General features: G+C 73.0%; 11 protein-coding genes, 3 tRNA genes and 1 pseudogene. 5 read left to right on the top strand and 10 right to left on the bottom strand.

Annotation, left to right across the window (positions count from 1 at the left end; all coding sequences use genetic code 11):
• Nucleotides 1-60: 60 nt before the first annotated feature.
• Entirely contained in the window at nucleotides 61-894 is an 834-nt protein-coding gene (locus ACFZCD_RS07190) for an RNA polymerase sigma factor SigF (RefSeq protein ID WP_391828757.1), read from the top strand.
• A 766-nt stretch (nucleotides 895-1660) separates the two neighbouring features.
• Nucleotides 1661-1918 carry a hypothetical protein gene (locus tag ACFZCD_RS07185; RefSeq protein ID WP_391828755.1) on the top strand — a complete coding sequence of 86 codons (258 nt, stop codon included), beginning with the start codon at nucleotides 1661-1663 and terminating at the stop codon, nucleotides 1916-1918.
• Between the two features lie 27 nt (nucleotides 1919-1945).
• Here ACFZCD_RS07185 and ACFZCD_RS07180 read toward each other — a convergent pair whose 3' ends face one another.
• Complete coding sequence (locus ACFZCD_RS07180; protein WP_391828753.1) at nucleotides 1946-2155, bottom strand: hypothetical protein; 210 nt, start codon at nucleotides 2153-2155, stop codon at nucleotides 1946-1948.
• Between the two features lie 238 nt (nucleotides 2156-2393).
• On the opposite strand from ACFZCD_RS07180, the gene ACFZCD_RS07175 reads away from it, so the two are divergent.
• Both ACFZCD_RS07175 and ACFZCD_RS07170 read left to right on the top strand, forming a co-directional pair.
• A complete protein-coding gene (locus ACFZCD_RS07175) occupies nucleotides 2394-2834 on the top strand; it encodes a MarR family winged helix-turn-helix transcriptional regulator (protein WP_391828751.1) in 441 nt (146 codons plus the stop codon).
• A gap of 40 nt (nucleotides 2835-2874) precedes the next feature.
• A pseudogene (locus tag ACFZCD_RS07170) lies at nucleotides 2875-4494 on the top strand (MDR family MFS transporter); the annotation flags it as partial.
• Nucleotides 4495-4705: 211 nt separating this feature from the next.
• Here the strand turns inward: ACFZCD_RS07170 and ACFZCD_RS07165 are convergent.
• The 9 genes from ACFZCD_RS07165 to ACFZCD_RS07125 form a co-directional block, all read right to left on the bottom strand.
• Entirely contained in the window at nucleotides 4706-5455 is a 750-nt protein-coding gene (locus tag ACFZCD_RS07165) for a TetR/AcrR family transcriptional regulator (RefSeq protein ID WP_391828749.1), read from the bottom strand.
• A gap of 258 nt (nucleotides 5456-5713) precedes the next feature.
• Nucleotides 5714-7216 (bottom strand): MFS transporter, encoded by a 1503-nt coding sequence (locus tag ACFZCD_RS07160; protein WP_391828748.1) that lies wholly within the window; start codon nucleotides 7214-7216, stop codon nucleotides 5714-5716.
• Between the two features lie 79 nt (nucleotides 7217-7295).
• Entirely contained in the window at nucleotides 7296-9341 is a 2046-nt protein-coding gene (locus ACFZCD_RS07155; RefSeq protein ID WP_391828746.1) for an ArnT family glycosyltransferase, read from the bottom strand.
• Nucleotides 9338-10711 (bottom strand): glycosyltransferase, encoded by a 1374-nt coding sequence (locus ACFZCD_RS07150; protein ID WP_391828744.1) that lies wholly within the window; start codon nucleotides 10709-10711, stop codon nucleotides 9338-9340. Before ACFZCD_RS07150 ends, ACFZCD_RS07155 begins: the two co-directional genes overlap by 4 nt.
• Before the next feature lie 129 nt (nucleotides 10712-10840).
• Nucleotides 10841-12406 (bottom strand): sensor histidine kinase, encoded by a 1566-nt coding sequence (locus ACFZCD_RS07145; protein WP_391829010.1) that lies wholly within the window; start codon nucleotides 12404-12406, stop codon nucleotides 10841-10843.
• Nucleotides 12407-12465: 59 nt separating this feature from the next.
• Nucleotides 12466-13251, bottom strand: a complete 786-nt coding sequence (locus ACFZCD_RS07140) for a response regulator transcription factor (protein WP_391828742.1) — start codon at nucleotides 13249-13251, stop codon at nucleotides 12466-12468.
• Between the two features lie 139 nt (nucleotides 13252-13390).
• A tRNA-Met gene (locus tag ACFZCD_RS07135) sits at nucleotides 13391-13464 on the bottom strand.
• Nucleotides 13465-13512: 48 nt separating this feature from the next.
• Nucleotides 13513-13585, bottom strand: a tRNA-Arg gene (locus ACFZCD_RS07130).
• 271 nt (nucleotides 13586-13856) lie between these two features.
• Nucleotides 13857-13947 (bottom strand) — tRNA-Ser (locus ACFZCD_RS07125).
• Nucleotides 13948-14163: 216 nt separating this feature from the next.
• On the opposite strand from ACFZCD_RS07125, the gene ACFZCD_RS07120 reads away from it, so the two are divergent.
• Nucleotides 14164-14649 (top strand): SSI family serine proteinase inhibitor, encoded by a 486-nt coding sequence (locus ACFZCD_RS07120; RefSeq protein ID WP_391828740.1) that lies wholly within the window; start codon nucleotides 14164-14166, stop codon nucleotides 14647-14649.
• Nucleotides 14650-14844: the final 195 nt, after the last annotated feature.

The following is a 14844-nucleotide window of genomic DNA, read 5'->3' as shown; positions in this document are numbered from 1 at the left end:
GGGGCCAACCCCTCGCGCGAGGGGCCCGCTGTGACCCGTCCGCGACCTCAAGGGGGTGGCATGTCCGTAGACCTGGGCAGCGCGAAGGTGCTCGCCACCGACGCACCGCACGCCGTGCTCGACGACTGCGAAACGATCGACACCCGCACCCTCTCCCGTTCCCTCTTCACACGGCTGGCCGCCCTCGACCGGGACAGCGCCGAGCGCGCCTACGTACGCGACACCTTGATCGAGCTGAACCTCCCCCTCGTGCGCTACGCGGCCGCCCGCTTCCGCAGCCGCAACGAACCCATGGAGGACATCGTCCAGGTCGGCACGATCGGCCTGATCAAGGCGATCGACCGGTTCGACTGCGAACGGGGGGTGGAGTTCCCCACGTTCGCCATGCCGACGGTCGTGGGCGAGATCAAGCGGTTCTTCCGGGACACGAGTTGGTCGGTGCGCGTGCCGCGCCGGCTGCAGGAGCTGCGCCTCGCCCTGACCAAGGCCAGCGACGAGCTCGCACAGAAGCTCGACCGTTCGCCGACCGTGCCCGAACTGGCCCTGTGCCTGGGCGTCTCCGAGGACGACGTCGTCGACGGCCTGGCCGTGGGCAACGCCTACACCGCCAGCTCGCTCGACTCGCCCTCCCCGGAGGACGACGGCGGCGAGGGCTCCCTGGCGGACCGGCTCGGCTATGAGGACAGCGCGCTGGAGGGCGTCGAGTACCGCGAGTCCCTCAAGCCCCTGCTGGCCAAACTGCCACCGCGGGAGCGGCAGATCATCATGCTGCGGTTCTTCGCCAATATGACGCAGTCGCAGATCGGTGAGGAGGTCGGCATCTCGCAGATGCACGTGTCCCGGCTCCTGACCAGGACGCTCTCCCAGCTCCGCGAGGGACTCATCGCGGACTAGCCGCACCGTCACGGGGGATCTTCACGGGGGGATCACCCATCCACGGCGAGCCGCACGGGGGACCGCCGACCCGCACCACCCGCTTCCGGACTTCGCGCCGGACCACTTCCGTACCGGGTGGCCTTCACACCCGGGACGACCTCTGTACTCCTGACGGACCGTCAGCCAGACTGGGCCGATGCGCCGGAAGACGATCGTCTCCGCATCCGCCTCAGCCGCGGCGGCCGCACTCGCCCTGGGAGCCCTGCTCGCAGGTTGCGGCGGCAGCGACCGCGATGCCTATGTCGCCTCCGAAGCGGCAGGCCCCGGCTCGTCCTCCCACCCCTTGGACGGCCCCGTTCCGCCCACAGCAGGCGTTGAGCTCCACCCTCTGCCCGCAGCGCCGCCTTCCGGCCGCCCCCCGGGCACCTCATCGGGTTCTCCGGCTCCGGCTTCCTCCCGGCCACCGGCATCGCCGCAGGCGCCTCAGTCGCCTCCGTCGTCTCCATCGCCCCCGCCGCCTCCCGGCAGGAGCAGCAGCCCGCGGAGCACCGGGCACGGCACGGATCCCCGTACGGGCACCGGAAGCCTTCCGCGTACGGCAGCCCCCGCGCCTCCCGCCAAGCCGGGGCCCGCGCCGCAGCCGAGACCGCAGTCACCGGCACCGCACCTGCCGTCGCCACCGTCCGGACAGCCGTCGCGCACGGCCGAGCCGGCCCGGCTCGACGTGGGCGTACCGCGCCGGTCGGCGGACGACGAAGGGCGCCGCTGGTGCGAGAAGGTCACCGTGTCGCTCACCAACTCCGGCGGCAGTCCCGTCACCTCGGGCACCGTCGCCTTCGGCGCACACGTGATCGACGCGCTCGGCATCGACTGGGCCACGGTCACCTCGTCGCAGCCGCTCCCGGTGCCGATCGAGGCGGGTGCGGCGACCGAGGCGTCGTGGACGGTGTGCGTCGACGCCTGGCGCGTGCCGTGGGGCATGCACGTCGAGACGCGCGACGTGGCCGTGCTGCCCGGCGCGGCCGTACTGCCCGGGGGCTGACCCCCGGGTTCCCGGTGGGGGCGGTGGTCAGCCGAGCGCCAGCCACACCACGGCCGCGACGACCACGACCGCCGCGATCACTCCGGCGATCACACCGGTGCGGGGGCCGGAGGACCGGGCGGGGGCCGGGGCGGCGGCGCGCCGGCCCGGGGTGCCCTCGTCGACGAAGGCGCGGAACATCTGCGTGCTGCCCGCGGGGTCGTAGCTCTCGGGGTTCTGCTGATGGGGGTTGGCCATAGGCCAGGACCCTAGCGAAGGAGGGACGGACGGCGCGCGGCGGCCCGCCTTTGCGGAGGCACTCCCTCCCCACACCTGAGGCACTCCGTCCGTTTCGCGCCCGACCTGCGGCTTTACGGGGGCCTGGGGATCCTTGGCCCTACCTTTACCCACGGAAACCCCTTTTCACTTGCCTGCAGCAACCAAATTCTGGTTACATCGTTGCCCTAAGCAACTGAAGGTGGGGAGGGCGGCGCGCATGGCCGAGCAGGAGCAGTACGAGGAGCTCGCCCGGCAGCTCAGCGCCGTCGCCGCCGTCCGGCGCGATCTCGCCCGGGTCCTGCCGGCGGACTGTTCGCCGGCCGCGGCCGTCGTGCTGACGATGCTGCGGCAGTACGGCGAGATGCGCATGGGCAAGCTGGCCGAACTGCTGCTGATCGACATGTCGGTGACCAGCCGGCACGTCGCGTACGCGGAGGCCCGGGGCTGGCTCGAACGGCACCCCGACCCCGCGGACAGGCGGTCCCGGCTGCTGCGCATCAGCCCCGCGGGCGAAGCCCTGCTCCGGCAGGTTTCCGGCCGTTACACGCAGGCGCTCGCGACGTGCCTGCGGGACTGGTCGGCGGAGGACGTCGGCCGGCTGACCGAGCTGCTGGGGCGGTTCCGCGACAGCTTCGACGGCTGCCGGCCCCGACCGTAGGCGCACACCACAAGCCACACACGCACAGCAAAGGAACTCAATGGCTACGACCACACCGGCCGGTGTGGGGGGCGGCCACGCCAAGCACGGCGGCCAGGACGGCGGCGCCCCCATGACTCACCGGCAGATCATGGAGGCGTTGTCCGGGCTGCTGCTCGGCATGTTCGTCGCCATCCTGTCCTCGACGATCGTCTCGAACGCGCTGCCGGAGATCATCTCCGATCTGCACGGCAGCCAGTCCTCCTACACCTGGGTGGTCACGGCATCGCTGCTGGCGATGACCGCGTCCACCCCCCTGTGGGGCAAGCTCTCCGACCTGTTCAGCAAGAAGCTGCTGGTCCAGATAGCCCTGATCGTCTACGTCGCGGGCTCGGTCGTGGCCGGTCTCTCGCAGAACACCGGCACGCTCATCGCCTGCCGCGCCGTGCAGGGCATCGGCGTCGGCGGTCTGTCCGCCCTGGCGCAGATCATCATGGCGGCGATGATCTCCCCGCGGGAGCGCGGGCGTTACAGCGGCTACCTCGGCGCGACGTTCGCCGTCGCCACGGTCGGCGGCCCGCTGCTCGGCGGCGTCATCACCGACACCGACTGGCTCGGCTGGCGCTGGTGCTTCTACGTCGGCGTGCCGTTCGCCGTGATCGCGCTGATCGTGCTGCAGAAGACGCTGAAGCTCCCCGTGGTGAAGCGGGACGTGAAGGTCGACTGGCTGGGCGCGTTCTTCATCAGCGCCTCGGTCACGCTGCTGCTGGTGTGGGTGACGCTGGCGGGCAAGAACTACGACTGGATCTCGTGGCAGACGTACGCCATGGTCGGCGGCTCGATCGCGCTCGGCGCGATCTTCGTCCTCGTGGAGTCCAAGGCCGCCGAGCCGATCATTCCGCTGCGGCTGTTCCGCAACAAGACGATCACCCTGTCGTCGGCGGCGAGCCTCTTCGTCGGTGTCGCGATGTTCAGCGGCACGGTCTTCTTCTCGCAGTACTTCCAGCTGGCGCGGGGCAAGACGCCCACGATGTCCGGCGTGATGACGATCCCGATGATCGGCGGCCTGTTCCTGTCGTCGACGATCTCCGGTCAGATCATCACCAAGACCGGCCGCTGGAAGGCCTGGCTGGTCAGCGGTGGCGTGCTGCTCACCGCGGGCCTCGGGCTGCTCGGCACGATGCGGTACGACACGCCGTACTGGCACCTCGCGGTCTACATGGCGCTCGTCGGCCTCGGCATGGGCATGATGATGCAGAACCTGGTGCTCTGCACGCAGAACCAGGTCGCCCCGAAGGACCTCGGCTCCGCGAGCTCCGTCGTCACCTTCTTCCGCTCCCTCGGCGGCGCGGTGGGCGTCTCCGCGCTCGGCGCGGTGCTCGGCCACCGGGTGACGGACTACGTCAAGGACGGTCTCACCGCGCTCGGCCCGCAGGGCGCGGCGGCCGCGGCCAAGGGCGGCGGCTCCGGCGGCGGCATCCCCAAGCTCGACGCGATGCCCGCTCCGCTGCGGACGGTCGTCGAGAGCGCCTACGGGCACGGGGTGGGCGACGTGTTCCTCTACGCGGCGCCGTGCGCGCTGCTGGCCTTCGTCCTGACGCTGTTCATCAAGGAGGTCGCCCTGCAGAGCCGGTCCGGCGGGCATGCGGCCGACGCGGCCGGGAAGGGCGCCGAACCCGCCCGCCAGGGCGGCTGACAGACCCCGTCGGCGGGGGCGCGTGATCGAGCGGAGACGCGCCCCGGCCGGACGGAAAACCGGGACCTGAACGGCAAGAAACGGTCCCGGAGACGGGCCCCGGTGGTGGCGCGCGCACAGGCAGGGGACGGCCTGCGCGCCACCGCCGGGGCTTCGGTCTTTTGCCGTTCTCCGGGCCTTCCCGCTGCGGGGGGCCTCAGGCGCTCCCGGCGCCCTTCGTGCGGTCCCGCATGACCTCGATGCCGGCGATCAGCATGTCGAGGGCGAAGGCGAAGTCGCGCTCCCGCATCTCCCGGATGCTCCCGGTCTTGACCAGCGTTTCGGTGACTTCCGCCGTCGCGCTGTACTCCTCCGCCCACGCGGGGTCGGCGGTGACCGCACCGATGACGTTCCTGAAGTACTCGTCCTCGCTGACGCCCGCATCCCGCACGCGCTCCTTGTACAGGCCCTCGATCGTGCAGAACCCGTAGACGAACTGGAAGACGCCGGAGAGCGCGCCGGTGATGTGTTCCGTCGGGAGACCGCTGCGGCCCATGACGGCGACCGTGGCGTTGGAGAACGCCATCGCGCGGGGGCCGATGTTGAGGTACCGCCCGAGCAGGGCGGGGGCCCAGGGGTGGGCGGCGAGGGTGTCGCGGTAGCCGGCGACCAGGAGGCGGAGCTGGTCGCGCCAGTCGGCGCTCTCGTCGGCCGGGTCGGGGATCCCATCGCTGATGATCTCGTCGAGGGCGTACTCGAGGAGGTCGTCCTTGTTGTCGACGTACCAGTAGACGGACATCGCGGTCACGCCGAGCTCGGCGGCCAGCCGCCGCATGGAGAACTTCTCCATGCCCTCGGCGTCGAGGAGGCGGATCGTGGCGTCGACGATGCGCTGCCGGTCGAGGGCGCCGGCGCCCTGCTCCTGCCCGCGCCGCGGGGCGGGGGCGGGTTTCCCGGTCAGCCACACGCTGCTCCGGGGATCCTTTGTCCGTTTTCCGCCGCCGGCCATCTGTTGGTACCCCTCTGTCCGCCCTGTCCACGACCCTACGCCCCGCATGCTAGGCGCCTCCGCTCCGGGCAAGGACCATGCACCTCGGCCCCTCCGGCACCGCCGGACCCCGCCGCGGGGGCTGATCACAGCTGCGGCGGGCGCAAAGGGCCTGGGCCCACCCCCGGAGGGACCCCCGCTGCCGGGCCCACCCCCGTGGGGCCCGGCATCAGGGGGCTACTGGGCCCGTTCCGCCCTCCGCAGGAGGAGCGCTGCGGTGAGGCCGCCGGCCAGGACCGCGGCTGCGCCGACCAGTTGGCTGGTGTGGACGCCCGTGGCGAAGGCGTCCGCGATGGCGGCCCGCTGCGCGTCCGTGCGCGCGTCCGCGAGCGCCGCCGGAAGCGACCCCGCCCCCGCGGCCACCGCAGGGACCAGCGCCGCGAAGCGCGAGTTCAGGACGGCGCCCAGCACGGCGACGCCGAGCCCGTTGCCGCACTCCTGGAGCGTGCCGTTCAGGCCGGCGCCCACGCCCGCCTTCTCCGGCGGTATCGCGGACATGATCGCCGTGGCCATCGCCGGCATGGACAGCGCGATGCCGACACCCATCAGCAGGAGCCCGAAGAGCATCCCGCCGTACCCGTGGGCGCCCAGCACCGCGATCGCCGCAAGCCCCGCAGCCAGCAGCGCCATGCCGCCCGCGATGGCGACCGGCGTGCCGATCTTCGGCAGCAGCCGCGCCCCGACCCCGGTGAGGTTGAGGACGACGATGACCAGGGCCAGCGGCGACATCCGCAGACCGGTCTGCAGCGGGTCGTAGCCCAGCACGAGCTGCAGGTGCTGCGTGAGCAGGAAGAACGATCCGCCCATGCCGAAGGCGACCAGGACGGAGCCGGAGACCGCACCCACGAAGCGCCGGTTGCGGAAGAAGGCCATGTCGAGCATCGGGTACGGAGCCCGCCGCTCCCACACCGCGAACGCGGCCAGCACGACGACACCCACGCCCGCGGAGAGCAGCACCCGCGCGGACGACCAGCCGTACCCCGGCCCGGAGATGATCGCGAACGTCACGCCGGTCATGCCGATCGTGGACAGCACCGCGCCGGGCAGGTCGGGCCGGTCCCCGGCCGGGTTCTTGGACTCCGGCACCCACTTGAGGACGGCCAGCAGGCCGAGCAGGGCCACCGGCAGGTTGATCAGGAAGATCGAGCCCCACCAGAAGTGGTTGAGGAGCGCCCCGCCGATCAGCGGCCCGGCCGCGAAGCCGAGGGAGCTCACCGCGCCCCACAGCCCGATGGCCTTCGTCCGCTCGTCCGCGTCGAAGACCTGGACGATGACGGCGAGGGTGGTGGTCATCAGCAGCGCACCGCCGACCCCCATGCCCGCCCGGGCGGCGATCAGCTGCCCGGTCGTCTCGGACAGGGCCCCGCCGAGCGAGCCGGTCCCGAAGAGCGCGAGCCCGAGGGCGAGCAGCTTCTTGCGCCCGTAGCGGTCGGCGGCGCTGCCCGCGGTGAGCAGCAGCCCCGCCTGGACCAGCGAGTACGCGTTGATCATCCACTGGACGTCGGACGTGGCGGCGCCCATCTCCTCCGTGAGGGAGGGGATGGCCACGGTGAGCACCGTGTTGTCGAGCAGCACCGTGAGCTGGGCGAGGCAGATCACGCCGAGCACGAGCCAGCGCGTGGGATTGCGCTGCGGCTGCTCCCCCGCAGTGGTTGGTGATTCCTTGGCCGGCGCTGTCACGGGATCCCCCTTGTACGGTGTACGACTACCGGTGACATACACCGTACAAGCGCTCCTCTACGCCGTACAAGAGGTTTTTTCAGGAGCCCGCCCGCACCGGCCGCGTCAGGTCGTAGAACACCGCCCCGCCGACGGCGACCTTCGTGAAGCCCGCCTCCGCCCACGCGGCGATCGCGGCCGAGGCGGACGCGCTCCCGCCGCGCCCGCGCCCCTCGCCGCCGCCCGCGGCGATGAAGTAGTGCACCTTCCCCGCCGCCACGTACGCCTGGAACTGACGGAGCGTCGGCGACGGGTCACTGCCGTTGAAGCCGCCGATCGCCATCACGGGCACCTGGGTCGCGAGCTGGTAGCTCGCCGCGTTCTGCGAACCGACCGCGGCCGCCGCCCAGCGGTACGCCGCCGCGCCCTCCTTCACCGCGGCCGCGGCGGCGGCACTCACCCGCTGCCCTCCGAGGAGCCCGCCCATGGCACCGCCGGGAGCGCCTTCGAACCGCGGCGCCTTACCCATGGGCCCCGCCGAGCCGCCCCGGCCGGCCGGACCGCCCGGCGCCCCCGGCCCACCCGGTCCACGCCCCCCGGGCGCACCCCCGGGCCCGCCGAACCGCCCGCCGGGCTGACCGGCCCGCCCGCCGGCCCGCTCCGCACCCCGCCCGGCCGCCCGCATGCCGCCGCCGAAGCGCCCCGCGCCCTTCACCGCCGGCCCCGCCGTCACGATCGACCCGCCGTGCGGCGTCCGCACCGTGTTCAGCGTGTACGCCAGCGGCGCCGCGAGCGCACTCGTTACGGACAGCGCGACGGCAACCCGCGCGACGGGAACGCGCTTCGCGCCCAGCAGCGCGCACCCCGCCGCGACCCCGCCCAGCAGCACCGCCCACCTCAGCCACGGCAGCCACTGCGGAGTGCGGTCCAGGAGGACAAACGCCCAGCCCGCCGTTCCGGTGACGACCGCCGCCAGCGCGGTGAACGCCCGGCGCTCCCACAGCAGCACGGCGCCCATGCCGGTGAGCGCCGCCACGTACGGCGCCAGCGCGATGTTGTAGTACTGGTGGAAGATCCCGGACATGAAGCTGAAGACCGCGAAGGTCATCAGCATCGCCCCGCCCCACGCCAGGAACGCCGCCCGGTGGACGTTCGTCCGCCCCGCGCGCCGGGTCAGGATGAGCCCCGCCAGCAGCAGGACGAACGCGGCCGGCAGCAGCCAGGCGATCTGCCCGCCCATGTCGGAGCCGAACAGCCGCAGGATGCCGGTGTCGCCCCAGCGCCCGCCGCCCCCGCCGGGCCCGTGACCGCCGCCGCCCACGCTCCCGGTCTCGTTGCCGTTGATGCGGCCGAGTCCGTTGTAGCCGAAGGTGAGTTCGAGGAAGCTGTTGTGCTGCGAGCCGCCGATGTACGGGCGGGAACCCGCCGGCCACAGCTCGACCACGGCGACCCACCAGCCGCCGGAGACGACGGTCACCAGGCCCGCGAGCAGCAGCTGTCCCGCGCGCCGCAGCGGCCGGACCGGCGCGCACACCGCGTACAGCACGGCGAGCGGCGGCAGGATCAGCCATGCCTGCAGCGTCTTGGTGAGGAACGCCAGCCCGAAGCAGAGCCCCGCCAGGAGCAGCCACACCGTCCGCCCGCCCTCCAGCGCGCGCAGGACGCACGCCACGGCGCACACCATCAGCAGGCACAGCAGCGCATCGGGGTTGTCGAAGCGGAACATCAGCGCGGCGACGGGCGTCAGCGCGAACGCCGCCCCCGCGAGCAGCCCGCCCGCCTCGCCGAAGTGCCGCCGCACGGCCGCGTACAGCACGCCCACCGCAGCCACGCCCATCAGCGCCTCGGGCACGAGGATCGCCCACGAACCGAGCCCGAAGACCCGTACGGACAGGCCCATCGGCCAGAGCGCGGCGGGCGGCTTGTCGACGGTGATCGCCCCGGCGGCGTCGGACGCGCCGAAGAAGAACGCCTTCCAGCTCGCGCTGCCCGCCTGCGCGGCGGCGGCGTAGAACTGGTTCGCGTAGCCGGACGCGCCCAGGTCCCAGAGGTAGAGGGCGGCGGTGACGGCGAGCAGCGCCGCGAGCCGCAGCCGCACGGCCCTCCCGGCCTTCGTGGGCCTCGCGGCCTCCGTGACTGTGGTCATCGGTCCTTCTTTGCTGTCGGAACTGCCGGAACTGCCGGAACGGTCGGATCAACCGGAACCGCCGGTACTACGGGAATCGCCGGAACCGCCGGGGCTGCCTGGGCTGTCGTGGCCGCCGGAACCACCGGGTCCGGAAGGTCTCCCGGCGCCGCCGCGAACACCCACGCCCTCAGCAGCAGGAACCGCAGCACCGTCGCCGCCAGGTTGGCCGTGACGAGGACGGAGAGCTCCGCGCCGTGGGACGGGGAGCCGCCCGCCGCGTGCAGAGCGGCGAGCGAACCGCTGGTCAGGGCCAGGCCGATCGCGAAGACCACGAGGCCCTGCGCCTGGTGCCGCACCGCCCGGTCCCGGCCCCGCACGCCGAAGGTCAGCCGGCGGTTGGCGGCGGTGTTGGCGAGGGCGGACAGCAGCAGCGCCGCGGCGTTCGCCGTCTGCGGGCCCGCGGCCGTCCGCAGCAGCGAGTAGAGCGCCAGGTAGAAGCCGGTGCTGAGGACCCCCACCACGCAGAACCCCAGCAGTTGCCGGGCCAGTCCGCGCGGCACGCCCGGCACGGCCCGGTCGCGCGGGTCGTCGCCGAAGGGACGGCGCAGCCGGTCCAGGGGCAGCGCCCCCGTGGCCAGGGCACGCCCCACGCGCCACACGCCGCGCAGGTCCTCCGTCGCCGTGCGGACGATGTGCACGGAGCTGTCCGGGTCGTCGACCCAGTCCACCGGGACCTCGTGGATCCGCAGCCCCGCCCGCTCGGCCAGCACCAGCAGCTCGGTGTCGAAGAACCACCCCGTGTCCTCGACCAGCGGCAGCAGCCGCTCGGCAACGTCCTTGCGCAACGCCTTGAACCCGCACTGCGCATCGGAGAACCGCGCCGCGAGCCCCGTCCGCAACAGCACGTTGTACGCGCGGGAGATGAACTCCCGCTTCGGCCCGCGCACGACCCGCGAGCCGCCCGCCAGCCGCGTCCCTATCGCCAGGTCGGAGTGGCCGGAGATGAGCGGGGCGACGAGCGGCAGCAGGGCGTTGAGGCCGGTGGACAGGTCGACGTCCATGTAGGCGAGCACGGGCGCCTCGGACATCGACCAGACCGTGCGCAGCGCCCGCCCGCGGCCCTTCTCCTCCAGCCGGACGGCGGTCACTTCGTCGAGCGCGTCGTCCAGCAGGGCGGAGACCTCGGGGGTGCGGTCGGTGCTCGCGTTGTCCGCAATGGTGATCCGGAACCCGTAGGGGAACGTGGCCGTGAGGTGGGCGTGCAGCCGGCGCACGCACGCCTCCAGGTCGTCCTCCTCGTTGTGGACGGGAATCACGACGTCGAGCACGATCCCCCGCGGGGACAAGGGCGCGCGTGCGGGAAGCGGTTGCCGGGTGGCCTCAGTCATGCGGCGACCCTTGCCGGGGCCGCTGTCGCGGGCGTGTGCAAACCCTGTGCGCCACCTGTGAATGCCCGCACCGCGCATCCCGTACGGGCAGGAAAGCGCAGCCACCGGAGGGCCCGCCCCGGCCCCCGGTTACGGGGAGCGGGGGTGCCCCCTCCGGGAGAGGGTCCGGGGAATCTCCCCCACCGCAACGGCGAGTTGCCCCGGCCCCGCAACCCGGGTGTGCCGGACGGGCAGTTCCACCGCAAAAACGGTCCGCCCGGGCTCGCTCTCCACCCCGACCCGTCCCCCGTGCGCCTCCACGACCGCCCGGACGATCGCCAGCCCCAGCCCGGAGCCCCCCGCCGCCCTGGACCTGGACGCGTCTCCCCGCGCGAACCGCTCGAACACGTGCGGCAGCAACTCCGCGGAGATCCCCGGCCCGTCGTCCTCGACCGACACCACCGTCCACGCCCCGCCGGAGGCCCCCCGTACGCGCGCCGTCACCGTCGTCCCCGCCGGCGTGTGGGTCCGGGCGTTGGCCAGCAGGTTGACCAGCACCTGGTGGAGCCGCGCCGCGTCACCCCGTACGGTGACCGGCTCGGCCGGCAGGTCCAGGCGCCACGCGTGGCCCGGCCCGGCCGCCCGCGCGTCGCTCACGGCGTCGACCACGAGCGGAGACAGGTCGAGGTCCGCGAACGCCTGCGGGCGGCCGGTGTCCAGGCGGGCGAGCAGCAGCAGGTCCTCCACCAGCCCGGTCATGCGGCGCGCCTCGGACTCGATGCGGGCGAGCGCGTGCCGGGTGCGGGGCCCGGTCTCCTCGCCGCCGGCGCCGCCGGCCCGCCGCGTGAGCTCGGCGTACCCGCGGATGGAGGCCAGCGGAGTCCGCAGCTCGTGGCTCGCGTCCGCGACGAACTGCCGCACCCGCGTCTCACTCTCCTGACGTGCCGTCAGTGCCGAACCCACGTGCCCCAGCATGCGGTTGAGCGCGGCGCCGACCTGACCGACCTCGGTCCGCGGATCGGCCTCCGCCTCCGGGACGCGCTCGTGCAGCGCCACTTCGCCCTGATGCAGTGGGAGTTCGGAGACGCGCGTGGCCGTCGCCGCCACCCGCCGCAGCGGCCCCAGCGCGAGCCGTACGGTCGCGGCCGCGGCGATTCCGGCCGCCACGAGCCCGGCGGCGGTGACGCAAATCTCCACCAGGATGAGCGTGTTGAGGGTTTCCTGAACGCTCGCGGTCGGAATGCCGACCAGGTACGTCGTGCCGCCGTGCGCGGTGACGGACCGGGCGCGGTAGTCACCCCGGCCGGGCAGCTCGACGTCGTGCGGCCTGCCGTCGCGGGGAAGCCGCGCGAGGGCGTCGCTCTGGGCGGCGGTCAGCGGCTCGCGCAGGGGATCGCCGTCACCCCACCAGGTGCGCGCGGGCGTGCTGACCGCTGAGTCGGTGACCCGCCCGTCGTCCCCGGTCAGCGCACCGACGGTGCCGATGGGCTGGCCCCCGCCCTGGACGAAGCTCAGCGGGCCGCCCCGCCGCAGGTCCGGCGGGCGGGGCGCCGCGGCCCGCCGCACCACCTCGCCCAGCTGCACGTCGAGCTGCCCGTACAGATAGCTCCGCAGCACGATGGCCGTCACCGTGCCGATCACCGCGCAGACGACGGCGACGAGCACGACGGTGGACAGCACGAGCCGCGTCCGCAGCGTCCGCGGCCGGGCGAGCAGCCGGCCGGGCGCACGGCCGGGGCGGCGGACGGGGGCAGGCCGCGGGGAACGGGCCGTGCTCACGCCGGCGTGGCCGGCTTGATGAGGTAGCCGACCCCGCGCCGCGTGTGGATCATCGGCGGCCGCCCGGCGTCGATCTTCCGCCGGAGGTAGGAGATGTAGAGCTCGACGACGTTGGCCTGCCCGCCGAAGTCGTACGACCAGACCCGGTCGAGGATCTGCGGCTTGCTGAGCACGCGCCGCGGGTTGCGCATGAGGAAGCGCAGCAGCTCGAACTCGGTCGCGGTGAGGTGGATGTCGGTGCCGCCGCGGGAGACCTCGTGGCTGTCCTCGTCCAGCACCAGGTCGCCCACCGTCAGGACGGAGCCGGGGCGGGCCGCGACGGCACGGGCCCGGCGCAGCAGCCCGCGCAGCCGGGCGACGACCTCCTCCAGGCTGAACGGCTTGGTGACGTAGTCGTCGCCGCCCGCGGTGAGCCCGGCGATGCGGTCCTCGACGGAGTCCTTGGCCGTGAGGAAGAGGACCGGGACCTCGGAGCGTTCGCGGCGCAGCCGCCCCAGGACCGTCAGCCCGTCCATGTCGGGCAGCATCACGTCGAGGACGACGGCGTCCGGCCGGAAGTCCCGTGCGACCCGTACGGCCTCGGCGCCGCCCGCCGCGGACCGCACCTCCCAGCCCTCGTACCGCAGGGCGAGGCAGAGCAGCTCGGCCAGCGACGCCTCGTCGTCCACGACGAGGACGCGGACGGGGCTGCCGTCGTCCCGCAGGAGAGGGGCCGGGGCCGCCGGGGCGCCCGGGACGGGGGAAGCGGCGGGGGCAGCGGTGAGCGAGGGGTCGGCCGTCATGGGGACGAGGGTGCGATCGGCGCGTGAGAGGCGCCTTTCGGCTCTCTGTGATTCTCCTGAGAATCGCGCGCCCGGCCGGAGGAAGCGCTCCGGATACGCCGAAGGCCCGGTACCTGAGGTACCGGGCCTTCGGTCTTAGTAGCGGGGACAGGATTTGAACCTGCGACCTCTGGGTTATGAGCCCAGCGAGCTACCGAGCTGCTCCACCCCGCGACGGTCGAGTGAACAGTACCACCTGAGTGGTGACCATACTCTCGGCTGTGCGCTCGGCAGGATTCGAACCTGCAACCTCTTGATCCGTAGTCAAGTGCTCTATCCGTTAAGCTACGAGCGCTCGGCTTCCCGGCGTTTTCTTGCCGGTCGGCGTTGCGTGGACAACATTACATGAACTCCGCCGCGACGCGAAATCCATTCCCCGCACCGGCTCCGACCTGCCAAAACGCCCTCCGGAGCGGCTCCGGAGGACCCTGCGGACGCGGCGGCGGGCGACCCGCCGGAAGCCCCTGCGGACACTCCTGCGGCACCCCTGCGGACAAGATCCCCGGATCCCCCGGGAACGCGGAAGCCCCGGCCGTCTCAAGGACGACCGGGGCTTGCCGGTGGTGCGGAGGCGGAGGGATTTGAACCCTCGATGGGCTTTAAGGCCCAAACCGCATTAGCAGTGCGGCGCCATAGACCGGACTAGGCGACGCCTCCAGCCCACCCGTGCGTACACGAGTGGTGCGATGCAGATGATGACACAGCCTCGCGGCCGCTCACCAATCGCACCCCTACGGTACCGGGCTTTCACCGGGCGGGGCAAAGACGTTTTCCGGAGCGCAACGCGTTGCCGCCCGGCGCGTTAGGAGGGTGAAGGGTTCGGCCGGGCCCCGCACGCCCCCGTTCCGCCTCACCTGCCCCCGGGAGTCCCGCATGCTGCTCCGCCGTCTCGCCCTCGCCGCCGCCGCACTGGCCCCGGCCGTCCTGCTCGCCGTCCCCTCCGCGTCGGCCGCCCCGGCCGCCGTTCTGCCCATGCCCCCGGCGAACCCCGAAGGCTACGACCACCTCACCGTGACCGTCAGCGAGAACGGCAGATTCGACGGCAGGGGGCAGACCGCCCCCGTCTCGTATTACCTCTACTGCCACCCGGCCGGCGGCACGCACCCGCGCGCCCGGGAGGCGTGCAGCCAGATCGATGGCCGGACCACCTGGGGCAAGGACCCGTTCGCCCCGGTGCCCGACGGCCAGGTCTGCACGATGATCTACGGCGGCCCGCAGCGGGCCAAGGTCACCGGCCAGTGGGCCGGGCGCCCGGTCCGGGCGGAGTTCAAGCGCACGAACGGCTGCGAGATCGAGCGCTGGGACAAGTTCTCGCGCCTCCTCGGCACGCCCGGGAGCAACCGTCCGGGCTCCCGCTGACCGACCGCAATGTCAACCACAAGGTCTGACACATAAGACATGTCGGGCCTGCGGCAGACGCCCCACGGCGCCCGTCCGGCGCGCCTCGCCGCACGCCTCGTCCGCCGCCGCGCCCGCCCCGGCAGCCCGTAGACTGCGCTCCAGTGACACGCCACGGCGCGGCGGCCAGCCCGCCCGGCGCGGTCTGCAAGGTGC

Origin of the sequence: Streptomyces sp. NPDC008001, assembly GCF_042958085.1 — a bacterium.
Taxonomy (GTDB): Bacteria; Actinomycetota; Actinomycetes; order Streptomycetales; family Streptomycetaceae; genus Streptomyces.
This window is presented reverse-complemented; position numbering and strand designations above follow the sequence as displayed.